This is a genomic window from Pedococcus bigeumensis (assembly GCF_006438965.1).
GTDB lineage: Bacteria > Actinomycetota > Actinomycetes > Actinomycetales > Dermatophilaceae > Pedococcus > Pedococcus bigeumensis_A.
In genome coordinates, this window is the sequence record NZ_RCZM01000002.1 from 66,498 (window position 1) to 92,629 (window position 26,132).

General features: G+C 70.3%; 21 protein-coding genes and 1 pseudogene. 14 read left to right on the forward strand and 8 right to left on the reverse strand.

The window, feature by feature from the left end; genetic code table 11:
• The first annotated feature begins 6 nt into the window (after positions 1–6).
• The 3 genes from EAH86_RS05250 to EAH86_RS20165 are packed head-to-tail and all read left to right on the forward strand — an operon-like array spanning position 7 to position 2,647.
• Positions 7–807 carry a glycosyltransferase family 2 protein gene (locus EAH86_RS05250; protein WP_277752319.1) on the forward strand — a complete coding sequence of 267 codons (801 nt, stop codon included), beginning with the start codon at positions 7–9 and terminating at the stop codon, positions 805–807.
• The gene (locus EAH86_RS05255) at positions 807–2,510 is read left to right on the forward strand and encodes a hypothetical protein (RefSeq protein WP_140737609.1); all 1,704 of its coding nucleotides are present in this window, start codon (positions 807–809) and stop codon (positions 2,508–2,510) included. The genes EAH86_RS05250 and EAH86_RS05255 overlap by 1 nt, the downstream gene beginning before the upstream one ends.
• Positions 2,507–2,647 carry a hypothetical protein gene (locus EAH86_RS20165; protein ID WP_161988568.1) on the forward strand — a complete coding sequence of 47 codons (141 nt, stop codon included), beginning with the start codon at positions 2,507–2,509 and terminating at the stop codon, positions 2,645–2,647. Before EAH86_RS05255 ends, EAH86_RS20165 begins: the two co-directional genes overlap by 4 nt.
• Positions 2,648–2,679: 32 nt before the next feature.
• On the opposite strand, the gene EAH86_RS05260 is transcribed toward EAH86_RS20165, so the two are convergent.
• Complete coding sequence (locus tag EAH86_RS05260) at positions 2,680–3,807, reverse strand: glycosyltransferase family 4 protein (RefSeq protein WP_206665748.1); 1,128 nt, start codon at positions 3,805–3,807, stop codon at positions 2,680–2,682.
• A gap of 67 nt (positions 3,808–3,874) precedes the next feature.
• On the opposite strand from EAH86_RS05260, the gene EAH86_RS05265 reads away from it, so the two are divergent.
• Both EAH86_RS05265 and EAH86_RS20765 read left to right on the forward strand, forming a co-directional pair.
• Positions 3,875–4,609: a class I SAM-dependent methyltransferase gene (locus tag EAH86_RS05265; protein WP_140737611.1), complete on the forward strand. Its 735-nt coding sequence runs from the start codon at positions 3,875–3,877 to the stop codon at positions 4,607–4,609.
• 104 nt (positions 4,610–4,713) lie between these two features.
• Positions 4,714–6,654: pseudogene (locus EAH86_RS20765) on the forward strand (alpha-(1->3)-arabinofuranosyltransferase domain-containing protein); the annotation flags it as partial.
• A gap of 1,969 nt (positions 6,655–8,623) precedes the next feature.
• Here EAH86_RS20765 and EAH86_RS20770 read toward each other — a convergent pair.
• Positions 8,624–9,787, reverse strand: coding sequence for an acyltransferase family protein (locus tag EAH86_RS20770; RefSeq protein ID WP_161988570.1), 1,164 nt, complete (start codon positions 9,785–9,787; stop codon positions 8,624–8,626).
• Between the two features lie 178 nt (positions 9,788–9,965).
• Between EAH86_RS20770 and EAH86_RS05280 the strand changes: the two genes are divergently transcribed.
• Complete coding sequence (locus EAH86_RS05280) at positions 9,966–10,925, forward strand: DUF3068 domain-containing protein (RefSeq protein ID WP_161988571.1); 960 nt, start codon at positions 9,966–9,968, stop codon at positions 10,923–10,925.
• Positions 10,926–11,049: 124 nt separating this feature from the next.
• On the opposite strand, the gene EAH86_RS05285 is transcribed toward EAH86_RS05280, so the two are convergent.
• Complete coding sequence (locus EAH86_RS05285; protein ID WP_140737615.1) at positions 11,050–11,865, reverse strand: class I SAM-dependent methyltransferase; 816 nt, start codon at positions 11,863–11,865, stop codon at positions 11,050–11,052.
• A gap of 152 nt (positions 11,866–12,017) precedes the next feature.
• Here EAH86_RS05285 and rpsA point away from each other — a divergent pair, with 152 nt between their 5' ends.
• Positions 12,018–13,529 (forward strand): 30S ribosomal protein S1, encoded by a 1,512-nt coding sequence (rpsA, locus tag EAH86_RS05290; RefSeq protein ID WP_140737616.1) that lies wholly within the window; start codon positions 12,018–12,020, stop codon positions 13,527–13,529.
• Positions 13,530–14,042: 513 nt separating this feature from the next.
• On the opposite strand, the gene EAH86_RS05295 is transcribed toward rpsA, so the two are convergent.
• From EAH86_RS05295 to EAH86_RS05315, 5 genes are read right to left on the reverse strand one after another with little or no spacing between them, the layout of a single operon-like run.
• Positions 14,043–15,002 (reverse strand): ABC transporter permease, encoded by a 960-nt coding sequence (locus EAH86_RS05295; protein ID WP_140737617.1) that lies wholly within the window; start codon positions 15,000–15,002, stop codon positions 14,043–14,045.
• Between the two features lie 10 nt (positions 15,003–15,012).
• Positions 15,013–16,020 carry an ABC transporter permease gene (locus tag EAH86_RS05300; RefSeq protein WP_241668215.1) on the reverse strand — a complete coding sequence of 336 codons (1,008 nt, stop codon included), beginning with the start codon at positions 16,018–16,020 and terminating at the stop codon, positions 15,013–15,015.
• Positions 16,017–17,096 (reverse strand): ABC transporter ATP-binding protein, encoded by a 1,080-nt coding sequence (locus EAH86_RS05305; RefSeq protein ID WP_140737618.1) that lies wholly within the window; start codon positions 17,094–17,096, stop codon positions 16,017–16,019. Before EAH86_RS05305 ends, EAH86_RS05300 begins: the two co-directional genes overlap by 4 nt.
• Complete coding sequence (locus tag EAH86_RS05310; protein WP_140737619.1) at positions 17,093–18,202, reverse strand: ABC transporter ATP-binding protein; 1,110 nt, start codon at positions 18,200–18,202, stop codon at positions 17,093–17,095. Before EAH86_RS05310 ends, EAH86_RS05305 begins: the two co-directional genes overlap by 4 nt.
• Positions 18,203–18,211: 9 nt before the next feature.
• Positions 18,212–20,011: an ABC transporter substrate-binding protein gene (locus EAH86_RS05315; protein WP_140737620.1), complete on the reverse strand. Its 1,800-nt coding sequence runs from the start codon at positions 20,009–20,011 to the stop codon at positions 18,212–18,214.
• A gap of 256 nt (positions 20,012–20,267) precedes the next feature.
• Here EAH86_RS05315 and EAH86_RS05320 point away from each other — a divergent pair, with 256 nt between their 5' ends.
• Genes EAH86_RS05320 through EAH86_RS20965 form a run of 7 tightly spaced genes read left to right on the forward strand, consistent with a single transcriptional unit; the run spans position 20,268 to position 26,127 of the window.
• Positions 20,268–20,951 carry a response regulator transcription factor gene (locus EAH86_RS05320; RefSeq protein ID WP_140737621.1) on the forward strand — a complete coding sequence of 228 codons (684 nt, stop codon included), beginning with the start codon at positions 20,268–20,270 and terminating at the stop codon, positions 20,949–20,951.
• A gap of 30 nt (positions 20,952–20,981) precedes the next feature.
• Positions 20,982–22,340: a sensor histidine kinase gene (locus tag EAH86_RS05325; RefSeq protein WP_140737622.1), complete on the forward strand. Its 1,359-nt coding sequence runs from the start codon at positions 20,982–20,984 to the stop codon at positions 22,338–22,340.
• 13 nt (positions 22,341–22,353) lie between these two features.
• A complete protein-coding gene (locus tag EAH86_RS05330; RefSeq protein WP_140737623.1) occupies positions 22,354–22,917 on the forward strand; it encodes a GerMN domain-containing protein in 564 nt (187 codons plus the stop codon).
• A gap of 9 nt (positions 22,918–22,926) precedes the next feature.
• Positions 22,927–23,739, forward strand: coding sequence for a DUF4184 family protein (locus EAH86_RS05335; RefSeq protein WP_140737624.1), 813 nt, complete (start codon positions 22,927–22,929; stop codon positions 23,737–23,739).
• 9 nt (positions 23,740–23,748) lie between these two features.
• Positions 23,749–24,213 carry a PPOX class F420-dependent oxidoreductase gene (locus EAH86_RS05340; protein ID WP_140737625.1) on the forward strand — a complete coding sequence of 155 codons (465 nt, stop codon included), beginning with the start codon at positions 23,749–23,751 and terminating at the stop codon, positions 24,211–24,213.
• A gap of 29 nt (positions 24,214–24,242) precedes the next feature.
• Positions 24,243–25,436 carry a dephospho-CoA kinase gene (coaE, locus tag EAH86_RS05345; RefSeq protein ID WP_140737626.1) on the forward strand — a complete coding sequence of 398 codons (1,194 nt, stop codon included), beginning with the start codon at positions 24,243–24,245 and terminating at the stop codon, positions 25,434–25,436.
• The gene (locus EAH86_RS20965) at positions 25,429–26,127 is read left to right on the forward strand and encodes a YidH family protein (RefSeq protein ID WP_338325227.1); all 699 of its coding nucleotides are present in this window, start codon (positions 25,429–25,431) and stop codon (positions 26,125–26,127) included. Before coaE ends, EAH86_RS20965 begins: the two co-directional genes overlap by 8 nt.
• The last annotated feature ends 5 nt before the right edge of the window (positions 26,128–26,132 follow it).

Sequence of the window (26,132 nt, forward strand, 5' to 3'; positions counted from 1 at the left end):
CCAACCGTGTCGGTGATCGTGCCGACCAAGAACATCGAGCGCACCCTCGAGAGCTGTCTTCGCTCGATCCGCGCGCAGAGCCTGACGGACATCGAGCTCGTCGTCGTCGACAACTTCAGCACCGACCGGACGTGGGAGATCGCCCAGTCCTTTGCCGACATCGCCATCCAGGCCGGACCTGAGCGCAGCGCCCAGCGGAACCTCGCCATCGAGAAGTCGTCCGGTGAGTACATCCTGTGGATCGACGCCGACATGGTGCTCACGCCCCGGGTCCTGCAGGATGCGGTGGACCGCGCCAGGGAGACCGACTCCATCGCCGTGTTCATCCCGGAGGAGACCGTCGGGCCAGGCTTCTGGACGGCGTGCCGCACGCTCGAACGACGCTGCTACGTCGGCGAGGAGCTCATCGAGGCGCCCCGGCTGGTGCGCCGCGACTTCTTCCGCGACCAGGGCGGGTTCGTTGCCGACGTCGCGGGTCAGGAGGACGCCGACCTGAGGATGCGGCTCATCGCCACCGGCGCCCCGATGTCCCGGGTCGGGACCTACATCCTGCACGACGAGGGTCGCCTCACGATCCGCGACGTGATGCGCAAGCGCTACTACTACGGCCAGTCGTTGCCGGCCTACAACCGCGCCCAGCCGGGAGCCATCCAGGCGCAGGGGTGGGCGACGCTGCGTGCGATGGCGCGCAACATCGAGGTGTTGGCCGGCCACCCGGCGCACGCCGCAGGGCTGGTTGCGATGCGGGCTGGCGAAGCCGCCTTCTACGCCATCGGGGCGGCCAAGGCAGCACGCGACCGCCGCTGATGGAGCGACTGCGGCCGTCCACCCGGCTGCTGCCGGTCGCCACCGCGGTGGTCGCCACCGTCGTGGTCCTCGGCCCTGCCCTCGGCCGCGGCGTGGTGCTGGCCTATGACCTGGCCTGGTCCCCTGATGCCCGGCTCACCCCCTTCGCGCTCGGCACCGACACCCCCGCGCCGCGGGCGGTCCCCAGCGACGCCGTCACCGTGCTGCTCGGATGGCTGGTCACCCCGGCAGTCGCGCAGAAGCTCGTCCTGGTCGGCATCCTCCTGCTGGCAGCCCTCGGCGCTGCCGCCCTGCTGCGTCAGCTGCGACCCGACGCAGGGGTCGTGGCGGCCTGCGCGGTCACCGTGGCCGCGGTGTGGAACCCGTTCGTGGCCGAACGCCTCGTCGTGGGCCAGTGGACCGTGCTCATCGGGTATGCCGTGCTGCCCTGGAGCGTCCGCGCCTGCCTGCGGGTGCGGGCCGGCTCCGGCTCCGGTTGGGCGGTCTGCGGGTGGTTGGTGCTGGCCGGGCTCGGTGGCGCGAACGCGTGGGTGCTGGTCGTGCCGACCACCCTCGGTCTGCTGACCTTCCCTCGGCCGCGATGGCGTGAGCTCGCCGCGGCCTTCCTGGTCGCCGTGGGCGTCGGGGCGGCCTGGTGGCTACCGGCGATCGTCCGGGGAGCCCCCTCCAGCGACGCTGGGGTGACGGCCTTCGCCGCGCACTCGGACTCACTGCTGGGGGTGCTGGGCTCGCTGCTGGGCGGCGGAGGCTTCTGGAACCCCTCGGCATACCCGCCCGAGCGGGACGTGACGGTGCTGGTGCTGGTCGGTGCAGTCCTCGCCATCGCCGGCGTCGCTGCCGTCGGGACCTCGCGGGCGGGTCGTCCCCTGGTCGTCGTCGGCGCCGCGGGCCTGCTGGTGGCTGCCGTCAGCGGCTGGGCGTGGACCAGGCCTGCCTGGCGCCTCGTGGCCGAGCTCCCGGGCGGCGGACTGGCCCGGGATGGGCAGAAGTTCGCGGCGCTCTGGCTGGTGGTTGCCGTCGTCGGCCTCGGAGTCGTCGTCGACCGGCTGGTGCGACGTGGGGGAGTCGCACCGTTCGCTGCCGTGGCCCTGGCGCTCGTCGGACCGCTCACCCTGCCGTCGCTGGCCTGGGGAGTCCACGGCAGAGTCGCCGCGGTGGAGGTGCCCCGCGACCTGAGGGACGCAGCGACCCTGCTGTCCCGGTCGGAACCCGGAGAGGTGGCCCTGCTCCCGTGGCGTCAGTACCGCCGCTACGGGTGGAACGAGGACCGCGTGAGTCTCAGCCTGGTGCCCCGGCTCGTGGACCAGCAGGTGAGGTATGACGACTCGCTGCCGCTGTCGTCAGGGTCGGTGCCGGGGGAGGACCCGAGGGCTGCCGCAGTCAGCCGAGCGATCGCCGGCGGGGCGACCGAGTGGCAGGCCGTCGCGGACACCCGTCCTCGTTATGTCGTCGTCGAGCGCGACACCGGCCTCGCCGAGCAGACGGTGCCGGCGGGAGCAGGACGGGTCCTGGCCGACACCTCGCACGTGCTGGTCGTCGAGCTGGCCGGGCCGGAGCCGGTGCAGCCGGGAGGCGACAGCAGCCTCGCCGGCTGGACTGTGACCTTGGTTACCCTCGTGCTCACGGCACTCGGGGCGGCGCGCCACGCGGTTGGGCGAATGCGTCGGGAACGCGCTCCTCGGTTTGCTAAGGTGCGCGCATGACTTCTGCTGTGAGCGGTATCGCCGCACTCGTGACCGGTGGCGTCCTTGCGCTGCTGGCCATCTTCGGCGGCACCGCCGCACTGACGCCGAGCGTCTCGGCGAACAACTCGCCCGTCGTCAACTACGACGGCCGCTGACTTAGCTCACCGAAGCGGACTGCTGACCGAGGTCAGTGGTCCGCTTTGTTGTGCCCCGCCGCGGCATACAGCAGCCTCTCCCACAGGGCGACGGTCTCCGGCCAGCGGAACTTGGTCACCCACTCCACGACGCGACCGCTCATCAGCTGACGGCGCTGGGGGTCGTCGAGCAGCCCGCCGAGGGCCGCGGTGAACTCGGCCTGACCACCGTGGACTAGGAGGCCGGTCTCGCCGTCGTGGACCGACTCGTTGAGCCCACCCGCATCGGCGAAGGCCACTGTGGGGGTCCCGTGGACTCCGGCCTCGACGACCACCAGGCCCCACCCCTCCTTGAGGCTGGGCAGCGCGAGCACCCAGGCCTGGGCGAGCAACCGGTGCTTCTCCGCCTCCGACACGTGCCCGGTGAAGGTCACCCGGTCGCTGATGCCGAGCTCGGCCGCGACACGGTGCAGCTCGGTGTCCCAGTAGCCGGAACCCACCACCCACAGCTCCAGGTCCGGGTGGGAGCGCGCGAGGTCCCGGACCGCATGCATCGCGATGTCGACCCGCTTCTGCGGCACCAGCCGTCCCAGGACCATCACGACCGGGTGCTCGTGACGCCGGACGTGCTCGTCGGCCACTGCGTCGGTGCCGTTGTGGATGACGGTGACCCGGTTGCCCTCGACACCCAGCTCGCCCAGCTCTGACTTCGTGGACGTGGACACCGCGACGTAGCGGCTCTGGCGGTAGACCGCGGGAGCCACCTTCGACTCGAGCCACCAGCCGAGACGGGCGACAGCTGGACCGAAGACGACCGGCCACTGCTCCCGGTGCACGTGGTGGACGAGGTTGACGACCGGGGTGCCGCTGCGCACCAATGGGGTCAGGAAGGGGACCCCGTTCTGGACGTCGACGACGACGTCCGCCCGATGCCGGCCGGCGGCCTGGGCCGCGATCGCGCGCAGGTAGACCGAGTAGCGCCCGCCGCGACGCAGGTAGCGGACGCCGTCGACGGTCTCGCGAGGCAGCGCACCCGGGTAGGCCGCGGTCCGGAAGGTCACCCGGTGGCCACGGGAGGCCAGCCCCTTGGCGACCTCTGCGAGGTACTTCTCCGAGCCGCCACCTTCAGGGTGGTTCAGGTCGCGCCAGTTGAGCAGGAGAACTGACAGCGGAGCAGACAACACGACCTCGAACTCAATTGGGGCAACAGGTGAACGGCCGCATCGCGACGCTGACTAGCATGCACGGATGGAGTCACGACCGACGCGACGGTATCGCACGCTCGGTCGGTCGACCCGGATGTTTCGCTCGTTCCTGTTGGAGCAGACCCGCCCCGAGGTCTTCTACGGCGACCTGGCCCGCGACACCATCGAGATGCTCTCCCGTCACGAGCCGCTGCACGACCGCAGCGTCATCGACGTGGGGGCGGGACCGGTGCAGTTCGCGGAGGAGTTCAGCCGGGCAGGAGCCAGGTATGCCGGGCTCGACCTCGACGTGCACACCCTCGGTCGCACCCCGGTCGCCGCCGGCGTCGTCGCCCGCGGTGAGCGACTTCCGCTCGCCGACGCCAGCGTCGACATCGCCATGTCCAGCAACGTGATGGAGCACGTCCCGCGTCCCGGTGTGGTGGGACGTGAGCTGCTCCGAGTGGTCCGCCCCGGTGGGCTGGTCTTCATCTCCTACACCGCCTGGTCCTCGCCCTGGGGAGGGCACGAGACGTCGCCGTGGCACCTCCTGGGTGGGGAGTACGCGGCCCGTCGCTACGAGCGCACGGTCGGGCGCCCGCCCAAGAACCGGTTCGGCGAGACGATGTTCCCGACCCGGGTCGCCGACGGGTTGCGGTGGGCCAGGTCCCAGCCGGATGCCTGGCTGATCGAAGCGGCGCCGCGCTACCACCCGGACTGGGCGACCTTCGTGGTCGACCTGCCCGGCGTCCGTGAGCTGACCACGTGGAACCTCATGATGGTGCTCCGTCGCCGGTGAGCACGACTCCGGTCCGCGCGGTCCGACCGTCGGCCCCCGGGGCAGCCGTGCCGCCCGTTGTCCGCCGCGCGCGGACCGCGGCAGCGCTGCTCCTGCTGTGGGCGGTGGCGTTCGCCCAGGTGCCCCGCGACATCGTCGCCGACACCAAGATCGACCTAGCCCTCGACCCATGGGGGCTGATGGTGCGCACCCTGCACCTCTGGGACGACAGCACCGCGTTCGGCGTGCTGCAGAACCAGGCCTACGGCTACCTGTTCCCGATGGGGCCCTTCGCTGCGCTGGGACAGCTCGTCTCGCCTGCGTGGGTGACCCAACGACTGTGGTGGGCGGTGCTGCTGACGATCGGGTACCTCGCGACGAAGCGGCTCCTGGTCGCCCTGGGGGTGGGCAACCCCCTGGCCCAGCAGGTGGCCGCGCTCGCCTTCGCCCTGTCACCAAGGGTGGTGAGCACGCTCGGACCGATCTCCTCCGAGGCCGCCCCCGCGCTGCTCGCGCCGGCAATCCTGCTACCGCTCGTCCTCGCGAGCCGGGGGGAGTGGAGCGCACGCCGGGCGGGCGCCTGCTCCGCGCTCGCGGTGCTCTGCTGTGGCGGGGTCAACGCAACGGCCACCTTCTTCGCAGTGGTGCCTGCCGGCCTCTGGCTGCTCACCCGGCGGCAGTGGTGGCGGGCTCCGGTCACCTGGTGGTGGGCGGGCGCCACCCTCGGCGCCACCGCCTGGTGGGCGGTGCCGCTCGTCGTGCTCGGCAAGTACTCGCCACCCTTCCTGGACTGGATCGAGTCGTCGGACGCGGTCACCCGCAACATCAGCCTGCTCGACGACCTGCGTGGGACGTCGCACTGGCTCGGGCACCTCGTGACGAGCGCCGGGCCGTGGTGGAACGCGGGGTACGACCTGGTGGCGCAGCCCGCACTGGTGGTCGCGACGACGGTGGCTGCGGCTGCCGGCCTGGCCGGCTTGGCGATGCGCGGTATGCCGCACCGCACCTTCCTGCTGCTGACCGCTCTCGTGGGTCTGGTCGTGTTGGCCCTGCCCCATGCCGGGGCGCTGGGCAGCCCGTTGAGCGGAGCGGCTCAGGACCTGCTGGACGGCCCGCTCGCCCCCTTGCGCAACGTCCACAAGGCCGACCCGGTGCTGCGCCTCCCGCTGGCAGTTGGTCTGGCGCACCTGCTCGGTCGCTGCATGGCAGGGAACCGTGCAGTGGGCGCCGGGGCTGGGACCAGCCGCTGGCGGGCGCTGCCCCTTCGCAGCGCGACGGCAGCGGTGGTGGCGGTTGCCGCTCTCTCTCCAGCCCTGCCTGCACTCGCAGGTCAGCTTGCCTCGAGGGGTTCTTTCGAGGCTGTTCCCGACGCATGGACGGCGGCCGGACGCTGGCTCGACGCGAACTCCGCCGAGGGCACCTCCCTCGTCGTCCCTGCCTCCAACTTCGACGAGTACACCTGGGGGCGCCCGCTCGATGAGGTGCTGCGCTCGCAGACATCGACCGCCACCGCGGTCCGTGATGCGGTGCCCCTCACTCCGGCCAACACGATCAGGCTGCTGGACTCCGTGGAGACGCGCCTGCAGACCGGCAGCGACCTCGGGGGCGCAGTCGCCGTGCTGCGATCGGCCGGTGTCCGGTTCCTCGTGCTGCGCAACGACCTCGACGCCGCGGCGACGGGCGGGGTCTCGCCCACGGTCGCGCGGGCATCGGTCCAGCGAACACCGTCGCTGTCCCTGGCGAAGGGATTCGGGGATGTCGAGATCGACCGGTTCGGTGACCGCGTCCAACCCGTCGAGGTCTACCGCATCGCCGACCCTGCGCCGACGGAGGCGGCCGGGCTGACGCCGCTCGCCGGGGTCAGGGCGGTGTCCGGCGCCAGCGAGAGCCTCGCCGACCTGGCCGACGCGGGTCTGCCGGGCGGGCCAGTGATCTTCGACGGTGACAGCAGTTCTGCGGTTCGACCTGCCGGCCCGAAGGTGGTCACGGACGGGTTCCGCGCCAGGGACCGGGGATTCGGCTCCGTCCGCGGTCGAGACGTGAGCCGGACCCTGACCACGGCTGAGGCGAGGCACGCGCGGGACTACCTGCCGTGGCCTGACCCAGCGCTGCGCACCACTGCGTCCTACGACGGCCTCACCGCCCTCGACGCCACGACCTCCCTGGCGGACGACCCCACTGCCGACGGCTACGACCCGGCGGACCGCGCCTTCGCCGCCCTCGACGGGCTGTCGACCACGGCCTGGGTCGCCCTGAGCGATGACCGGCCCGCGATCGACCTGACGTTCGACGCCCCTCGCTCGGTCGAGGGACTCGAGGTCTCAGGGTTGGCCGACCGCGACCGCTTCGGCGACTTCCTCGGCATACCAACGCAGCTCAAGGTCACCACCGACAGCGGCACCACGACCGTCGATGTCGCGGCCACCGGCCGCGCTCAGCGCCTCGCGGGACTCCCGTCCGGTCCGACCACCCACCTGCGGATCCAGGTCGCCGCGACCGACCGCGGCAGCCAGGCCTACGTCACCGGCCTCAGCGAGGTGCGGGTGCCCGGCCTGATCGTGCGCGAGACGCTCACCGTGCCTGCGGTGACCGGCAGACCGGTCGACGACTACGTCCTGACCGAGCAGCTCCGTGGCAACAACGGCTGTATCGAGGTGCGTCAGGCGTTCCGCTGCCTCGGCGACCAGCGCGCGCCGGAGGAGCCCACGGGCCTGGACAGGACCATCGGAGTCGCCGCCGACGCGTCCTATGCCGTGACGGGGTCGCTCTCCGCCGTCTCCGGCCCCGGCCTGGATGCACTCCTCGACCAGGGTGCCGACGCCCAGGTCACGGCAAGCACCAGGCTGTCGAGAGCCCCGCAGGCACGCCCTGCGGCCGTGCTGGACGGCGACCCGGCCACCGCCTGGTCGCCGGTCCCCACCGACACCACGCCCACCCTGGCCGTCCAGTTCGACACCCCCAGGCGCATCTCGGACCTACGGCTGGTGACCCGTGGCGAGTGGCTGACGGGTCGGGACGTGACGGCGCAGGTCACCGTTGACGGTCGCGTCCAGCTGGCCGAGGTGGGTCAGGACGGATCGTTCACGGTGAGCTCCACGACCGGTCGGAACCTCCGGGTTCGCCTGCTGCTGGCTGCGACCCAGACAGATGCCGAACGCAACACCACCCCCGCGTCAGGTCTGGAGGTCTCCGAGCTGGTCGTGGACGGATTCACCCCGACCCCCGCTCCGACTCGCATCAGCGCGCCGTGTGGCGCAGGCCCGAACCTGCTGGTCAACGGCAGGACGGTGCCCACCCGCGTCGACGGACCCCGCTCGGCGGCCTACGGCGTCGGGGCCCTCAGGCTGGCCGCGTGCGAGCCGGTGACTCTGCCCGCCGGAACCGGCAGGGTCGTGGTCGAGCCATGGGCGGGCTTCGTGCCGTCCCGGGTCCTGTTGGCGCGGACGGGGGCGGTCGCTGCGACGCCGCCGCGGTCATCGCGGTCGCTGGCGGTCGGCGAGCACAGCTCCGGACGGCTCGCCTTCGCCGTCGGTGCGGGGGAGATGAGCCTGCTCAGCCTGCCGCAGAACGCCAACGCCGGCTGGCGGGCGACCCTGGGCGGACACAGGCTCACACCGATCGTCGTCGACGGCTGGAAGCAGGGCTTCGTCGTACCGGCCGGGACGGGTGGCCAGGTCACCGTGTCGTTCGCGCCGGACCGTCCCTACCGCTGGGGCCTGCTGGTCGGTGGGGTCCTCGTCCTCCTGGTGCTGGCCGCTGCGCTGGTGCCGAGTCGTCGGCGGGCGCGTGCCCTGGCCGCAGCGACGGTGCCCCGCATCACCGGACTCGTGGCGGCGCTCGTCGCCGGTGCCGTGCTGGCGGGCTGGTGGGGCCTTAGCCTCGCGATCGGGGCTGTCGTCGTGGCAGCGCTCGTCGGGAACCGCGCGTGGCCACCGGTCCTCGTGGGTGGGCTGCTGACCGCAGCCGGCGTCGTCCAGGCGGTGTTCGCACCGGAACGGTTGGGCTCCGACGGCCTGGAGGGTTCGGTGCGGCTGCTCAGCCTTGCAGCGGTGGTACTCCTGCTGGCGCTGACCTGGTCCGCTCGTGGACCCAGGCCAGCAGCGGCCGCTCCAAGAACCGCTCGCTGGCCGCGGCGATCCCGATCGCGACCGGCAACCCCAGTGCCAGAAGGGCGATCGCCCCACCGGTGAAGTAGTCGATCCCGGTCACCGCATAGATCGCCTCGAAGACCGGCAGGTGCCAGAGAAAGACGCCGTACGAGATGCGCCCGAGGTACCGGGCGGGTCCAGACGACAACAGCTGGGCATAGGCCGCGTCCGGCGACCCGAACAGCAGCGGCGCCATCAGCCCGAAGGTGACCAAGGAGCCGAGGACCTCCTTCCCTGCGAGCTGCACGCCGGCGATCGGGTCCAGCGTGAGTGGCCCCGCAACCGTGGTGGTCGCCAACAGGTAGGCCCCGAATGCCAGGGTCAGGCAGGTGCCGGGGTATGCCGCGAGCGTTGCCACCAGCCGGTGTGCACGTCCGGCGGATCGGGACCGGATCTCTGCGAGCAGCATCCCGAGGGCGAACGACGACCAGTGGGCGGGCAGCCAGCGGCCCGCGAGGGCCTGCCCGTCGATCTCGACCAGACCCGAGGCGGCGGCGCAGGCGACGCCGAGCACCCAGGTGGCCGCGAGCACGGCGACGGCATCCGCCCGGCCGGCCCGGCTCCCGATGCTCGGTCGGCTGGACCCCAGCCGCCGGAGCGCCAGGAACACGAAGGGCAGCACCAGGTAGAAGGACACCTCGGTCGCCAGGCTCCAGGTCTGGGTGTAGCCCGGGAGCAGGGCGTCCGGAAAGTAGATCTGGGTGAGGCCGAGGTTCGCCAGCGCAGCACCGACTCCCGGTCGCACGACGAGGCAGACCACGGCCAGCCCGAGCCAGAAGGCGGGGAGCACGCGAACGGCCCGACGGGCGTAGTACGAGCCGACCGAGACGCGGCCGGTGCGGTCCTGCTCGCGCTGCATCGCGGCATACAGGAGGAAGCCCGACAGGGCGAAGAAGATGGAAACGCCCAGGTCACCCCGGCCGAGCAGGCGGCCCACGACACCGAACGACATTGCACCGGTCAGGAACCCTACGTGGGTCAACACGACGAGAACGGCTGCGACCGCACGCAAACCGTCGAGACCGGCCATCCGGGGCAGTTCGGCGGACACGCTCGGCGGGTTCGACGAAGGTGCACTCGTCGGGGGGCTACCCGCTGGTAGAGTCCCGCCCGTCGGGTCGGCTTCGGCCATGCCCCGAACCATAGTCAACAGTCAGCTGGCCGCCGGGGTCCAGCCGCGTCAGCACCTGCTGCGCGGTCACCGTCGGACCGCAACGAAAGGGTGCTGGATGCGCAAGGTGGCCGGTCTCATCGCGCTGGGGCTTGGAGCTTTTCTCCTCGTCTCGGCTCTGATGCTCAAGGTCTACGCCTACCCGGCGTTGGCCAAGGTTCCGCTCGACCAGTACTCCAAGTCCGTGTCCCAGGGCCAGAACATGGAGGCCTTCTACGTCTCCGACCTCGCGACCAAGTCCGGCCTGACGCTGACCTCCACCCGCTTCGTGAAGGCCGACCAGGCCGCGGAGAAGAAGCAGGGCGGCAACGTCGCTGTCTGGGACAGCTTCGTGCGCTCGACCGACCAGAACGGCACCGTCCTGTCGGCCGGTCTGCAGCGCGTCGCCATGGACCGGACGACCGGTGAGGCCGTCCAGTGCTGCAACACCTACAACGCCGCCTCAGAGGACCCTGCCGACCAGCAGGCCACCGCCTACAAGGGCCTGATCTTCAAGATGCCGTTCAACGCGCAGAAGCAGACCTACCAGTGGTGGGACAACACGCTGCTCAAGCCGGTGGACGCCAAGTTCGTCCGCACCCAGGACCTCTTCGGCACGAACGTGTACGTCTACCGGATGGTCATCCCCGCGACGGCGTACACCCAGCAGGACGTGCCGGCCACGCTCGCGGGCGACCCCAAGGCCACCGGGAACATCACCGTCGACCGCGTCTACGAGAACACCCGCACCCTCTGGGTGGAGCCCAACACGGGAATCGTCGTCAAGGGTGAAGAGGTGCTCAACACCCGGTTCCAGAAGGACGGCGCGGACATCGTCACCCTGCAGAAGGGAACGATCAGCTACGACGACAAGACGGTCAAGGCCAACGCGGAGGACGCGGGCGGCAAGGGCTCGAAGCTCGCGCTCGTCCACAGCACGCTGCCGCTGACCTTCCTCATTCTGGGCGTCCTCCTGCTGCTCGCAGGCTTCCTCCTGGTCCGTGGCAACACCGGCCGCGGTCGTCGCGAAGCAGTCTGAGCCGCACAGAGCTCACCAGCACCCCGCACCACCAAGCGCCACATGAAGGGGGCCGACCGGAGAGATCCCGTCGGCCCGCTTCGCGCTGCACCGCAGGGTGATGGTGGGTATGCCGCGAAGAGCGTCAGGCGCGCGTGCAAACGAAGATGGCGGTCCCGGGGAAGTAGCCTCCGCGCAGCGGGGACCAGCCACCCCAGGTCTGCTCGTTGCGCTCCGGCCACTCCGGCTCGACGAGGTCGACGAGCACCAGGCCGGCGCCGACCACCTCGCGGATCCGGTCGCCGATCGTGCGGTGGTGCTCGACGTAGGTCGCCTCACCGTCGGAGTCGGCCTCCACGTAGGGGGTGCGGTCGAAGTACGACTGCGTCATGGTGAGCCCCCGCGCCCCGGGGTCGTCGGGGAAGGCCCAGCGGAACGGGTGGGTCGTCGAGAACACGAACCGCCCACCCGGCCGCAGCACCCTGGCGACCTCGCGCATCAGCACGGCAGTGTCGGCCACGAAGGGAACTGCGCCGTAGGCCGTGAACACGGTGTCGAAGCTGGCGTCGCCGAACGGCAGGGCGACCGCGTCGCACTGCGCGAACGGCACCGCCCGGGCCGGGGGAGTCAACGTCTGGTTGAGGTCGAGCCCCTGGCGGACCATGCCCGCCGACAGGTCGGTGGCGACCACCTGGCCGCCCGCGGCGGCCACCCAGCGTGCGCACTGGCCGGCGCCGGCGCCGATCTCGAGCACCCGCCTCCCGGAAACATCCCCGAGCAGCCCGAGCTCGTCCTCGCGCCAGCCCTCGGGGCCCCAGACGAACTCGGTGTCACCCAGGAAGGTGCCGTGTTCGGCGTAGTACTCGCCAGCCTCGGCGTCCCACCAGGACCGGTTCGCCGCGGCGGTTTCCTCGGCCCCCGCCTCCCGGCGGCTGACCTGCGCATACTCACTCACCGGCATACCCCTCGCGTTTTGACCCTGCACGGACACCATCGGTAGGGTGGAGGCGCACTTCCGTGTGCGCGCTTCGTCGTGTCGCCTTCCGGTGACTCGGTCTGAGTGAGCACAACTTCCACTTTCTATTCACTGTCCACCATCGGAGTTCCTACTACATGACTGCCAGCACGGTCGAAAAGACCGCCCCTCAGGTTGCCATCAACGACATCGGCACCGAGGAAGAACTGCTCGCCGCAATCGACGCGACGATCAAGGATTTCAATGACGGAGACATCGTCGAGGGTGTCATCGTCAAGGTCGACCGGGACGAGGTCCTGCTCGACATCGGCTACAAGACCGAGGGTGTCATCCCCTCCCGCGAGCTCTCGATCAAGCACGACGTCGACCCCTCTGAGGTCGTCAAGGTCGGCGACGAGGTCGAGGCCCTGGTCCTCCAGAAGGAGGACAAGGAAGGTCGGCTGATCCTGTCCAAGAAGCGTGCGCAGTACGAGCGCGCCTGGGGCACGATCGAGAAGATCAAGGAAGAGGACGGCGTCGTCACCGGCACCGTCATCGAGGTCGTCAAGGGTGGACTCATCCTCGACATCGGCCTCCGCGGCTTCCTTCCCGCGTCCCTCGTCGAGATGCGTCGCGTCCGCGACCTCCAGCCCTACGTGGGCAAGGAGATCGAGGCCAAGATCATCGAGCTCGACAAGAACCGCAACAACGTGGTCCTGTCGCGCCGTGCGTGGCTCGAGCAGACGCAGTCCGAGGTGCGCACCACGTTCCTCAAGGAGCTCCAGAAGGGGCAGGTCCGCTCCGGCGTCGTGTCCTCCATCGTCAACTTCGGTGCCTTCGTGGACCTCGGCGGCGTCGACGGTCTCGTCCACGTGTCCGAGCTGTCCTGGAAGCACATCGACCACCCGTCCGAGGTTGTCGAGGTCGGCCAGGAGGTCACCGTCGAGGTCCTCGACGTGGACATGGAGCGCGAACGCGTCTCCCTGTCGCTCAAGGCGACGCAGGAAGACCCGTGGCAGCACTTCGCCCGGACCCACGCGATCGGTCAGGTCGTGCCCGGCAAGGTCACCAAGCTGGTTCCGTTCGGTGCGTTCGTCCGTGTGGACGACGGCATCGAGGGTCTGGTCCACATCTCCGAGCTGGCCGAGCGCCACGTGGAGCTGCCGGAGCAGGTCGTCACGGTTGGTTCCGACATCTTCGTCAAGGTCATCGACATCGACCTCGAGCGTCGCCGGATCTCGTTGAGCCTCAAGCAGGCCAACGACGAGAGCGCGCCCGTTGCCGAGTTCGACCCGACGCTCTACGGCATGGCCGCGGAGTACGACGAGGCCGGCAACTACAAGTACCCCGAGGGTTTCGACCCCGAGACCCAGGAATGGCTCGAGGGCTTCGACACCCAGCGGGAGAAGTGGGAGAAGCAGTACGCCGAGGCCCACACCCGCTGGGAGGCTCACAAGACCCAGGTCGAGGAGGCCACCAAGGCCGACGCCGAGGCAGCTGCCAACCCCAGCCCCTCGACGTCCTACTCCTCCGACTCGGGCTCGTCCTCCTCGTCGTCCGACAGCGACTCGGGCAGCTCCAGCAGCCGCCCGGCCGTTCCGGAGTCCGAGGGCACGCTGGCCTCTGACGAGGCCCTCGCCGCACTGCGCGAGAAGCTCACCGGCAACTGAGTCCGCTGACGCGGCATACCTCGGTATGCCGCCCGGCTGGCTGCGAGAGGCCCGGTTCCCCTCTGGGGAGCCGGGCCTCTCGGCATGTCCGGGTCGCTACTGGTGGCCACCCACCCGCACTTGTTGCGCGCAGGTCGTCACGGAGCCGCCAGATCCGGCGTGGGTGACGAGCAGGCGGCAACAAGTCGGGGGGCGTCGGGACTTGTTGCGCGCAGGTCGTCATGGGGCCCTGAGATCCGGCGTCGGTGACGATCTGGCGGCACCAAGTCGGCGGGCGTCGGGACTTGTTGCGCGCAGGTCGTCACGGAGTCGCCAGATCCGGCGTGGGTGACGAGCAGGCGGCTCCAAGTCGGCGGGCGTCCGGACTTGTTGCGCGCAGGTCGTCACGGAGCCGCCAGAACCGGCCGCGGTGACGAGCAGACGGCACCAAGTCGGCGGTGTATCGCGGCAAGGGAAGCCCGGTCCCCAAGGGGTGGGGGACCGGGCTTCGTGCACCGCCGGGGAGGACTCCGGTCAGTGCAGACGGACGCGGGGGTCCAATACCGCGTACGCCAGGTCGACCAGGATGTTGGCCACGACGACCGCGGCCGAGGCGAACAGCACGATCCCGATGATGACCGGCAGGTCCTGCTGGTTGATGGCGTCGATCGCGGTCTTGCCGAGCCCGGGCAGGCTGAACACGGTCTCGGTCACGACGACCCCGCCGAGCAGGCCTCCGACGTCGATGCCGAACTGGGTGACGATCGGGGTCAGTGCGGCCCGCAGGCCGTGCCGCACCACGACGCGGCGTTCGCGGATGCCCTTGGAGCGGGCGGTCCGGATGTAGTCCTCGCCCAGCACGTCGAGCATCGAGGCGCGGGTGAGCCGGGTGTACGTGGCGGCCGAGACCAGGGCCAGGGTGAACCACGGGAGGATCAGGTGGTTGGCCCACCCGGTCAGGCCTCCGCTGAAGGGTGCGTACCCGCCCGCGGGGAAGGCCGTGTGCCCCGCCAGGGTCAGGCGGAAGTACAGGACGTAGAGCAGCAGGATGCCGAGCAGGAACGTCGGGGTCGAGTAGAAGAACAGGCTGAACGCGGTCAGCGACCGGTCGGTGAACGAGCGCGGGTGGGTGGCCGAGATGACTCCGTTGAAGACACCCAGGCCCAGCCAGATCAGGGCCGCCCCCAGCACCAGCGAGATGGTGATCGGCAGGGCCGCGCCGAGGATCGTCGTGACCGGGACCTGGTGGTAGTAGTCGAAGCCGAGGTTGCCGCGCAGGGCGTTGCCGACGAAGTCGAGGTACTGCTTCCACAGTGGCTGGTCGAGCCCGAGCCGGTGCGAGATCGCGGCCACCGTCTCGGGCGTGGCCTGGCGCCCTGCGAGCGCGCGCGCCACGTTGTTGGGGGCAACGAAGAACAGGCCGAAGACGGCGACGGTGATCAGCCACAGGACGAGGATGCCCAGGGCCAGGCGTCGGATCAGGAAGCGCACCATGACCGTGTCCTCACTTCGCCATGAGGCGCTCGGCGCGCGGGTCGAAGGCGTCTCGTATGCCGTCCCCGAGCAGGTTGAACGCGAGGGTCGTCACCAGCAGCGCCCCACCGGGGAAGACGACGAACCACCACGAGGTCGTGTAGTAGTTCTGGGCCTCGCTGATCATGCCGCCCCAGTCGGCGGTGGGCGGGGCCAGCCCGAGGCCGAGGAAGGACAGGGTGGCCTCGACGACGATGACGACCGGGATCAGCAGCGACGCGTAGACGATCACGGGGGCGAGCACGTTCGGCAGGATGTCGACGAACATGATCCGGGAGTTGGACGAGCCGAGCGACCGGGCTGCCTCGACGAACTCACGTTCGCGCATCGACAGCACCTGACCCCGCACGATGCGGGCGACCGAGGCCCAGCTGAAGAACCCGATGACCAGGACGGTGACGATCAGGCTGGGCCCGGTGATCGACACCAGCGCGATGGCGACGAGCAGGAACGGCACCGACAGGACCACGTCGATCAGTCGGGCCAGGATCGTGTCGACGAGGCCTCCGAGGAAGCCCGCCGCGAGCCCGATCACCACACCGATGACCACGGTGAGCGCCGTCGACGCGACCCCCACCAGCAGGGAGATGCGCGAGCCGTAGGCGATCCGGACGAGGATGTCCCGGCCGAGGTCGTCGGTGCCGAGCCAGAACTCACTCGAGGGGCCGCGCGGCAGACCGTCCGGGGTCAGCCCGGTGGTGCGGTACTGCTCGTTGACCGGGTGGCCGGTGATGACCGCTGCGAGCGGAGCGAGGAACGCCATGAGCACGATGAGCACGATCACGGCCAACGAGATCATCGCCACCCGGTCTCGCCGCAGCCGCTGCCAGGCCAGCTGGAACGGCGTGCGGCCCTCGATGCCACTCGTGCCCGACGGGCTGCGGCCGGCGATGTCGCCGGGCGCGGTCAGGGTGGGGGAGGTGGGCTCGCCGGGATCGGGCGGGCCGATCGTTGCCATCACGTTCGCGGTGTCACTCATGCCGACTCAGCCTCCTGGTCAGGGTGCGACGCGGTGTTGATCTCGGTGTCGTCGACCCGTGGGGTGGCGAGCGACAGGTCCTCCCCGACCTCCAGGGGATGCAGGCACGCGGTCTCGTGCACTGAGCCGTCGCCGAGGACGGGCACCAGTGGCGGGTCGATGAGGGCGCAGTCCTCGCGTGCCTTGGGGCAGCGGGTGTGGAACCGGCAGCCCGACGGTGGGTTGGTCGGGGTCGGGAGGTCGCCGACGAGGACGATGCGTTCGCGGCTGTCCGCCACATCGGGGTCTGCGTGCGGCAGCGCCGACAGCAGGGAGCGGGTGTACGGGTGCCGGGTCCGGTTGAACAGCTGCTCGGCCGGGGCGAGCTCGGCGATCTTGCCCAGGTGCATGACGGCGATCCGGTCGCTGACGTGGCGGATGACGGACAGGTCGTGCGAGATGAAGACGTAGGTCAGGCCGAAGTCGTCCTGCAGGTCGATCAGCAGGTTGATGATCTGCGCCTGGATCGACACGTCGAGGGCCGACACCGGCTCGTCGCAGATCACCAGCTTCGGTCGCAGCGCCAGTGCCCGGGCCACGCCGATCCGCTGGCGTTGCCCACCGGAGAACTCGGCAGGGAAACGGTTGTAGTGCTCCGGGTTGAGGCCGACGCGCTCCATCAGCTCCTGCACACTGCGCCGGCGCTCGTCGGCGGACCCGATCCCGTGGATGACGAAGGGGTCACCGATGATCGACCCGACTCGGCGCCGCGGGTTCAGCGAGCCGTACGGGTCCTGGAAGATCATCTGGATGTCCTGGCGCAACGGGCGCATCTCCCGGCCGGAGAGCGTGGTGATGTCGTGGTCCTCGAACATCACCGACCCCGACGTCAGGTCGTAGAGCCGGGCGAGACACCGGGCCAGCGTCGACTTCCCGCAGCCGGTCTCGCCGACCAGTCCCAGCGTCTCACCGCGACGGACCTCGAGGGTCACGCCCGCCACCGCCTGCACGACGTCGTGCGTCCGCCGCAGCCCGGACGAACGCACCGGGAAGGACTTCACCACGTCCTGGGCGCGCAGGAGCACCTCTGACCTCATGGTCGCACCCCCGCCGAAGCGGCCGGGCCGACACGGGTCGCGCCGTCGACGCTCGTGCCCGAAGCGGTCGTGCCCGAAGCGATCGTGCCCGAAGTGGTCGCGCCCTCACCGGTCAACGCGGCCAGGTTGGCGCGGCGGCCCTGTGCGTCGTCGGGCAGCCAGCACGCGGACTGGTGCAGCGGGTCGTCGTGGACGATGTCGAGCGGTGGCTTTGCACCCCAACAGCGTTCAAACGCGTAATGGCAGCGCGGGGCGAACGGGCAGCCCGGCGGCAGCCCGATCAGCGAGGGTGGGGCGCCGGGGATCGGCGTGAGTCGGCTCCCTCCTCCACCGTGGGCGGGCAGCGAGGCCAGCAGGCCCTCGGTGTACGGGTGGTGGTTGCGGTAGAACAACGTGCGGCGAGGCGCGCGCTCCATGACCGACCCGGCATACATCACCACCACCTCGTCGGCCATCTCGGCGACCACGCCGAGGTCGTGGGTGATCAGGATGATCGCCGTGCCGAACCGTTCCTGGAGACTGCGCATCACGTCGAGCACCTGCGCCTGGACCGTCACGTCCAGGGCGGTGGTCGGCTCGTCGGCGATGAGCAGGTCGGGGTCGAGCGCCATCGCCATGGCGATCATCACGCGCTGACGCATCCCACCCGAGAACTGGTGTGGATAGTCGTGAATTCGACTGGTGGCGCGAGGAATGCCGACGAGGGTCAGCAGCTCGGCGGCTCGTTGCTGGGCCGCCGCCTTGGACACGTCGCGGTGCGCGCGGATCATCTCGACGATCTGCCACCCCACGGAGTAGTAGGGGTGCAGGCTCGAGAGCGGGTCCTGGAAGATCATCCCGATCCGGTCGCCACGAACCCCTCGTAGCACTTCCTGGTCGGCGCCGATCAGGTCGATGCCGTCGAACCGTGCCGTCCCGGTGACCTTGGCTCCGCGCGTCAGTCCCGCGATGGTCTGCGTCGCCACGCTCTTGCCCGAGCCGGACTCTCCGACGATGGCGAGCGTGCTGCCACGCTCGACGTCGAAGGAGAGTCCGCGCACGGCCTGGACGACACCATCGGCGGTGGTGAAGGCGACCTTCAGGTCACGAACCTCCAACAGTGCCATGGTGATTCCTCAGCCACCCTGCTTGCCCGTGGTGAGCCAGACGTTCGCAGGGTCGAAGTTCTGGAAGGCGGGGATGTAGATGGCGTTCTGGACCTGGGTGGCCCGGTAGTTGGGGTTCAGCTCGTTGGTGATCGGGTAGAACGCTGCGTCTTCCATGACCTGGTGGTCGGCCTTGGCCCAGAGTGCCTTGGCCTCCTCCTGGGTCTTGGCGCTGGACGCCTGCTCGATCAACGAGTTGGTCGCCGCGCTGTTGTAGAAGCCGAAGTTGCTCCCGATCGGCGGGTAGGCCGCCTGGCCGAAGTACAGCGGCTTGAAGAACGACAGGGCCGCGTCGCCGTACCAGTCAGCACCCCACCCGGCCACCGAGACGTCCCACACGCCGCGTTGGGCAACCGTCGGCACCTGGAGGTACTTCGTGTAGAAGTCCGCGTTCGGCGAGGGGACGCCGACGACCTTCACACCGATCTTGGACAGGTCCTGCTGCACCGTCTGGAACGCCTTGCTCTGCCCTTCGGACGCGTTGCGGTAGAGCATCTTGATGGTCAGCCCGTTGGGGTAGCCCGCGGCGGCCAGCATGGACTTGGCCTTGGCGGCGTCGTAGGGGTACAGGTCGAAGTTCGACTCACCACCGACGATGTTGGACGGGAGCACGTGGGTCAGCGGTGGCGCGATCTTGGGACCGCCCAGCACCTGGATGATGTTGCCGCGGTTGAGCCCGAAGGACAGTGCCTGCCGGACCTCCTTCTTCTGCAGCGCCTTGTTGTTGTTCGGCGACACCGTGTTGAAGACGAGGTAGGGGTTGCTCGAGGAGCCTTCGCCGAGGTTGAGGTTGGGGTCCTTCTTGGCGATGAGGGCCGGCAGCTGCGACGGCGGGACGAAGGCGTCGAACTCGAGGTCCGCGCTCGGTGTCCCGGTCTGCAGCTGCTGCTGGATCGAGTCCTGGCTGACCGTCTCGTTGATCACGACCTTGTCGACGTACGCCTTGCGGATCGGGTCGGTCGCTGCATCCCACGCAGGGTTGCGGCTGAACGTCATGTTCTTCGTGGCCGTGTAGGAGTCGATCTTGTACGGGCCGTCCGAGACGGTGTGCTGGGCCAGCTCGGGGCTGGCGGGCAGGTAGGCGTCGTACTCCTTGGGGGCGGGTGAGAACGAGGGCAGGGTGAGCATGTCGACGAAGTAGCTGGCCGGGTGGACGAGGGTGAAGACCACGGTCTGGTCGTCCTTGGCGGTGACGCCGGCCACCGGGGTCTTGTCCATGTATGCCGCGATGGCCGCGGGCGTCTTGGCGACCTTGGCGAACCCGTCGCAGAACGACTGGAAGCCGACGATGAGGTCGGCGTAGTCGGGCAGCCCGCCGAACGGCTGCACCGGGTTGCAGGTGCGCTTCACGCCGCGCACCATGTCCTGCGCCGTCACCTGACGGGCTGGGGTGGTGCCCCACTTGGCACCCTGACGGATGCTGAACGTGTAGGTCTTGCCGTCGGCACTGATCCCGTTGCCCTCGGTCGGGAGGGCCGTCGCGAGGTCGGGGGCCGCCTTGGTGGTCTGGCCGTCGACGGCCGGGTAGGTGAACAGCTGCCGGCTCCACAGCCGGAGCGCCATGTAGCCGGCCGAGTAGTAGCTGATGTTGGGATCCATGTAGTCGACGTCGCCGGCGCCGAGAATGTTGAGCGTCCCGCCCTTGGCGACGGTGCTGCTGGTACCTGACGTGCCTGTCGTGGTGCCCGTGTTGGTGGCGCAGGCAGCCAGACCGAGGCTCGCAGTGCAGACGGTGGCCACCGCTGCGAGCCGACGTGTCCTGGGGATCATCGTGTTTCTCCTCGGATGGGTGGACGGAGCTGAGTTGAAGAGGCCATGCCTGCCCAGTCGTGCCGGACGGCGCAGCGGACAGGTCGACTGCAACGTAGGCACCACGGCGACCCGCTGGCAGGGGTCCGGGCGAAGCGTCACGGGACCGCAAGAGCCTTGTTATGTCCGATGGTGGTTCATGACGATTACGTGACGGAACGCCATGTCCGAGAGCAACTTCCGGACGGGCTTCACGAGCCGGTGTGATACTGGCGAAGTGACGCGCCGCGTGCTGCTCGTGGAGGACGATCCCCGGGTCCGTCGCGTCCTCCGCCTCGCGCTCGAGGACGAGGGCTACCACGTGTCGGAAGCAGCAACGGGGGAGCAGGGCCTCGCCGATCTCCGAGCCGAAGAGCCCGACGTCGTCCTCCTGGACGTGATGCTCCCGGACACCGACGGCTTCTCGGTGTGCCGCGAGATCCGGCACCGCAGCAACGTGCCGGTGATCATGGTGACGGCCCGCTCGGACAGCCACGACGTGGTGGCCGGACTGGAGGCGGGCGCCGACGACTACGTCACGAAACCCCTTGTCGCCAAAGAGCTCTCGGCTCGGATCCGGGCTCTCCTGCGGCGGGTCGAGCCCGCCGTCGACCAGCGACCGCGCCGACCGGTCATGGGTGACCTGTCGATCGGGCTCGATGACGGAGTGGTGCTCCGCGACGGAGAACCCGTCGCCCTCACGCGCACCGAGTTCCGCCTGCTGGCGGAGCTCGCGGTGGCCGAGGGGCGCATCCTCAGCCGCGAGGACCTGCTCGACAAGGTGTGGGGCTACGGCTACTTCGGTGACTCGCGGATCGTCGACGTGCACATCCGCCGGCTGCGGACCAAGGTCGAGCGCGACCCGGCGAGTCCGCGCCATGTGGTGACGGCTCGCGGCCTGGGCTACCGGCTGGCCGGCTAGGTGGTGCGCACCGCGCGCAGGGCGCGTCGGGTGGTACCGACACGGCGGTTCGGGGTGCGGGGCCGCGTCACCGTGGGCTTCGGACTGCTTGCGCTTGGCCTGTCGGCTCTGCTCTCCGGCCTGGCCTGGACGCTCGTCACGCGGACGATGGTGTCGCAGACGGAGCAGACCGCGCTGGTCGAGACCGCCCTGGACCGTAGTGAGGTGGAGAACGCCCTCTCGACCGGAGCCGCAGGCCTTCCTGCGGTCCTGGAGGGAGTGCCTGGTACCGACTCAGCGGCGGTGCTCGCCCAGGTGGACGGGCGCTGGTACGCAACCTCTCCGAGCCTCGGCCCCACCAGCCTCCCGACCGAGCTCGTGTCGATGGTCAACGGGGGACAGGAGGCCACCCAGCGCATCCGGGTCGACGGCACCCTGCACCTCGCGGTGGGGTTGCCGCTGACCGGCGGCAGGGGCGGCTACTTCGAGGTCTACTCCCTCAGCGAGATGCAGCGGACCGCCCGCGTCCTGTCGCTGGGCCTCGTGGCGGCCGCCGTCGTCACCGTGCTGATGGGGCTGGGGGTGGGCCGATTCGCGAGCCGGCTCGCACTACGGCCGCTGACCGAGCTCAACCGGGTGGCCGCGGACGTGGCCGCCGGACGGCTCTCGGCACGTCTCGACGCCGACGGTGACCCAGACCTCGAGAAGCTCGCGGGGTCGTTCAACCAGACGGTCGAGGACCTCCAACGTCACGTCATCGCGGACGCCCGGTTCGCGGTCGACGTCAGTCACGAGCTGCGCACCCCTATGACCACCATGCTCAACTCGATGCAGGTCATCCAGAACCGCCGGGACCAGCTCCCCGAGTCTGTCCGCGAGCCGGTCGAGCTCTTGGCGGACGAGCTGGAGCGGTTCCGTGCCCTGGTCGTCGACCTCCTGGAGATCTCGCGCCACGACGCCGGCGACCAGGTGGTCCGCGAGACGGTGCGGGTGGGGGATCTCGTGCGTCGGGCCGCTGACGCCGCCGCCGGACGCGTCGTGACGTCGATCGACCCGGCGGTCTCGGGCTTGATGATGGAGGTGGACAAGCGACGTCTCGAACGGGTGGTCGCGAACCTCGTCGGGAACGCGGAGACCCATGGGGGCGGGTGCACCGGCGTGCGGGTCGAGCCGGGGGAGCACGGGCTGCGGATCGTCGTCGACGACACCGGTCCGGGCATCGCTCCGGGCCGTCGGGCCCGGGTGTTCGAACGCTTTGCCCGCGGAGGGTCGAGCGAGCGCACCGGCGTGGGGCTCGGACTGGCCATCGTGGAGCGGCACGTGGCGCTCCACGACGGCCACGTCCATGTGGAAGAGAGCCCGGGAGGAGGTGCCCGCTTTGTCGTCGAGCTGCCGACCTCGGCCTCCTAGGGGTGTATGCCGCGTGGTTGCTCGCGGCGGCGTCCTCGCCTTCGCGCTCGCGGGGCTGGTGGTGGTCGCCGGCTGCTCCATCGGCACCCAGTCCACTCCCGTGCCCGTGGTGGCACCGTCGGCGACCGCCACGTCGTCGGGACCGAGCCGGCTGGGTGTGCCGTTGACGATCCAGGTCTACCTGGTGCAGGGAGACCACCTGGCCCGCCTGACGCGCACCGTTCCACCTGGGGCCGGGCTGGAGCCGTCCTTCGTCGGGCTGGCCACGCCCATCACCGCGACGATGACCGCGGCCGGGATCCGCAGCGCGCTGCCGCTGGCCAGTCACCCGCTGCGCGGGACCGTCGACGACGGGATCGCCCGGATCGAGCTGCCCACCGGTTTCGAACGCATCTCGGTGCACGAGCAGTCGCTGGCCATGGCCCAGCTGGTGTTCACCGTGACCGCGAACAGCCTGGCCACGAGTGTCCAGCTCGTGCAGGGGTCCAGGGCCCTGCCGATGCCCGACCCGACCGGGCAGCTGGTCACGCGACCGGTCACGCGCGTGGACTACGCGGCATACAACCCTCCGGGTTAGGGTGCGCGAGTGCCGTTCACGCCCGCCCACGTGGCCGCGGTGCTGCCCCTGGTCGGGCGCGAGCGCCCACGGTGGGCGGTGCCGTCGGCTCTGGTGATCGGGTCGATGGTCCCCGACGTCCTCTACTTCGTCCCGATCAGCAGCCACCGCAACTTCTCCCACTCGCTGCTCGGCGTGCTGACCCTCGACCTCGTGCTGGGCCTGGTGTTCATGGGTCTCTGGAGGGTTGTCGCCGCCCCGGTGGTCCGCGATCTCGTGCCGCTCGCCGTGCGGGCCAGGCTCCCCGTCCCGCACCGCCCCAGAGCGTACGAGTGGCGCTGGGCCGCCCCCGGCGTGGTCATCGGATCGCTGACCCACGTCTTCTGGGACGCGTTCACCCACAGCGACGGGTGGGGTGTGCGTCATCTCCGCGCCCTCAGCGATCCGCTCGTGGGGAGCCTGCTGGCGTTCAAGGTGGCGCAGTACGGCAGCGGTGTCGTCGGGGTCCTCGTGGTGCTCGGGTACGGCCTGCGCGTCCTGAGCGACACGTCACCGGAGCACGACGACTCGCCCCTCGCGACGCCAGTGGAGCGTGGGTCGGCCTGGCTGGTGCTGCTCGTGGTGCCGATCGTGTGCGCCATCGCGTTCACGGTCGCGGCGATGGTGACCGGGGTGGGCACCGAGATGCTCCTCTACGTGGCAGTGGTCCGCGGCGTGAGTGGGCTTGGTCTCGCGCTGACCGCCGTGGCGGTGTGGTGGCACCTGCGGGTTCGCCCCCGCAGGTGCGATCCGGCGGTGGTAGCTGGCACGCCAGCGGACCGCGCCACGGACCGGAGTCGGTAGCGTGCTTGCATGCCACGCACCATTGCGACGAACACCACGGTCGACCTCGACGGACTGCTCGACTTCGTCCGGCCCCGACACCACATGCTGGTCATCACCACCCGAGCCGACGGTCGGCCCCAGGCCTCGCCGGTGACCGGTGGCGTCGACGACAGTGGACGGATCGTGATCTCGAGCTATCGCGACCGGGCCAAGACGGCCAACGCCCGCAAGCGACCCGCGGTCAGTGTCCTCGTCCTCTCCGACGACTTCGGTGGGGCGTGGGTGCAGGTGGACGGCGACTGCGAGGTGCTGGACGCCCCGGACTCGGTGGAACCCCTCGTCGAGTACTTCCGCAACATCTCCGGAGAGCACCCCGACTGGGACGAGTACCGCCAAGCGATGCTCGACCAGGACAAGTCGATCCTGCGCATCACCCCGACCCGGTGGGGACCCGTTGCCACCGGTGGCTTCCCCGCCCGGCTCGCCGACTAGCGAGGGCCGCCACCGATAGGGTGGGTGGCATGCTGCGCGTCGGCCTCACCGGAGGCATAGGTTCGGGGAAATCCACTGTCGCACAGCGGTTTTCGGAGCTCGGCGCCGTGGTTATCGACGCCGACCTCCTCGCCCGCGAAGTGGTCGCACCGGGCAGTTCGGGACTCACCGCCATCGTCGACCGGTTCGGCGATGGAGTCCTCGACGACGAGGGGGCTCTCAACCGACCCGCGCTCGGGGCGATCGTCTTCGCCGACGGCCGCTCCCGCCGCGACCTCGAAGGCATCACCCACCCGTTGATCGCCCGTCGCACGGCAGAGCTGGTGGCCGCGGCCCCTGACGACGCCATCGTCGTGCACGACGTGCCCCTGCTGGTGGAGAAGCACTACGGACCCGGATATCACCTCGTCGTGGTCGTGGGGGCCGCCGCCGAGACGCGGGTGAAGCGGCTCATGCACACACGCGGGATGGCCGAGACGGACGCGCGCAGCCGGATCGCGTCCCAGGCGACCGACGAGGAGCGTCGCGAGGCCGCCGACGTGTGGCTCGAGAACGACGGGCACAAGGACGACCTGCTCACCTCGGTCGGGACGCTCTGGCGCGAGCGGCTGGTGCCGTTCGAGGAGAACGTCCGGACGGGCACCCGTTCGCAGCGCCCGGAACGGCTCGCTCTCCACGAGCCGGACCCCACGTGGCCGGACCAGGCGGCCCGGCTGCTAGCGCGGCTGCGCCACGTCCTCGGCGACGTCGTCGTCACCGCCGACCACGTGGGCAGCACGGCCGTGCCCGGCCTCATCGCCAAGGACGTCATCGACCTCCAGCTCGGGGTCCGTGCGCTGGCCGACATCGACGATCCTGCCGTCCTCGAACGACTCCGGCAGGGCGGCTTCCCCCTCGTCGGGGGCGTGCGATCCGACTTCGACCGCGGTTCGCAGGGCGAGTGGCCGAAACGGATGCTGGGGAGCGCCGACCCGGCGCGGATCGCGCACATCCACGTCCGCGAGGTGGGCAGCGACGGCTGGCGCTGGGCGCTGGTGTTCCGCGACTGGATGCGGGCGGGCGCCACGGCCCGCGCCGAGTACGCCGTCGAGAAGCAGCGCCTGGCGGCGACCATCGAGACGGTCACCGAGTACACCGAGGCCAAGGAGCCGTGGTTCGACTCCGTCAACGACCGGGCACGGGCCTGGGCCGAAGCGACCGGCTGGCAGCCGCCGCGTGGCTGAGGACCGCAAGCCCGACAGCGTCTACGGGGTCGGTGACGAGCCGGACCCGCGCTTCTCCCTCGCCAACGAACGCACCACGCTGTCCTGGATGCGGACCGCACTGGCCCTGGTCGCCGGCGGCGTCGCGATCGTGTCGCTGTCCAGCCTGTCCAACCTGCCCGCCTGGTCCGCCTTGGTGGGCGCGGCCGCCTGCCTCGGCGGTGCAGCCCTGGCCGTGCGTGCGGTGGCGGCGGTGGGCGCGGGTCGAGCGGGCCCTCCGGCTGCGCGAGCCACTGCCCGCACCACGTGCGCTGTTCGCCCTCGCCGGCGGCGTCGTGGTGCTCGGAGCGTTCACGCTGGTGCTGGCCGTCGTGGAGATCGCGCGCCGGTGAGTCGGATCCCGAACCGCGACGCCCTCCAGCCCGAACGCACGGCGCTGGCGTGGCAGCGGACGGCGATCACCTCGTTGGTCCTGCTCGTACCCCTGGTCATGGTGGCGCTGCGTCTGGACGTGCCCGTCCTGGCCGGTCTCGGTGCGGGGGCGATGGGGACGAGCGTGGTGCTGGTCGTCTCGGTGCGCCGCCGGTTCGCCCAGCTCGGCGACGACAGCCGCGGCTACTCGCCCTACCCGCCGATGATCCGGGTGGCGTTCGTGACGGTGCTGGGTGCCCTCGGAGGTGCGACGCTGGGGCTCACCCTCTGGCTGCGCTGAGGTAG

Bases quoted from the DNA above. Each gene is read 5' to 3' on its own strand.
- EAH86_RS05255 (WP_140737609.1), top strand. From the start codon at position 807: ATGGAGCGACTGCGGCCGTCCACCCGGCTGCTGCCGGTCGCCACCGCG.
- EAH86_RS20165 (WP_161988568.1), top strand. From the start codon at position 2,507: ATGACTTCTGCTGTGAGCGGTATCGCCGCACTCGTGACCGGTGGCGTC.
- EAH86_RS05265 (WP_140737611.1), top strand. From the start codon at position 3,875: ATGGAGTCACGACCGACGCGACGGTATCGCACGCTCGGTCGGTCGACC.
- EAH86_RS05280 (WP_161988571.1), top strand. From the start codon at position 9,966: ATGCGCAAGGTGGCCGGTCTCATCGCGCTGGGGCTTGGAGCTTTTCTC.
- EAH86_RS05285 (WP_140737615.1), bottom strand. From the start codon at position 11,865: ATGCCGGTGAGTGAGTATGCGCAGGTCAGCCGCCGGGAGGCGGGGGCC.
- rpsA (WP_140737616.1), top strand. From the start codon at position 12,018: ATGACTGCCAGCACGGTCGAAAAGACCGCCCCTCAGGTTGCCATCAAC.
- EAH86_RS05295 (WP_140737617.1), bottom strand. From the start codon at position 15,002: ATGGTGCGCTTCCTGATCCGACGCCTGGCCCTGGGCATCCTCGTCCTG.
- EAH86_RS05300 (WP_241668215.1), bottom strand. From the start codon at position 16,020: ATGAGTGACACCGCGAACGTGATGGCAACGATCGGCCCGCCCGATCCC.
- EAH86_RS05305 (WP_140737618.1), bottom strand. From the start codon at position 17,096: ATGAGGTCAGAGGTGCTCCTGCGCGCCCAGGACGTGGTGAAGTCCTTC.
- EAH86_RS05310 (WP_140737619.1), bottom strand. From the start codon at position 18,202: ATGGCACTGTTGGAGGTTCGTGACCTGAAGGTCGCCTTCACCACCGCC.
- EAH86_RS05315 (WP_140737620.1), bottom strand. From the start codon at position 20,011: ATGATCCCCAGGACACGTCGGCTCGCAGCGGTGGCCACCGTCTGCACT.
- EAH86_RS05340 (WP_140737625.1), top strand. From the start codon at position 23,749: ATGCCACGCACCATTGCGACGAACACCACGGTCGACCTCGACGGACTG.
- coaE (WP_140737626.1), top strand. From the start codon at position 24,243: ATGCTGCGCGTCGGCCTCACCGGAGGCATAGGTTCGGGGAAATCCACT.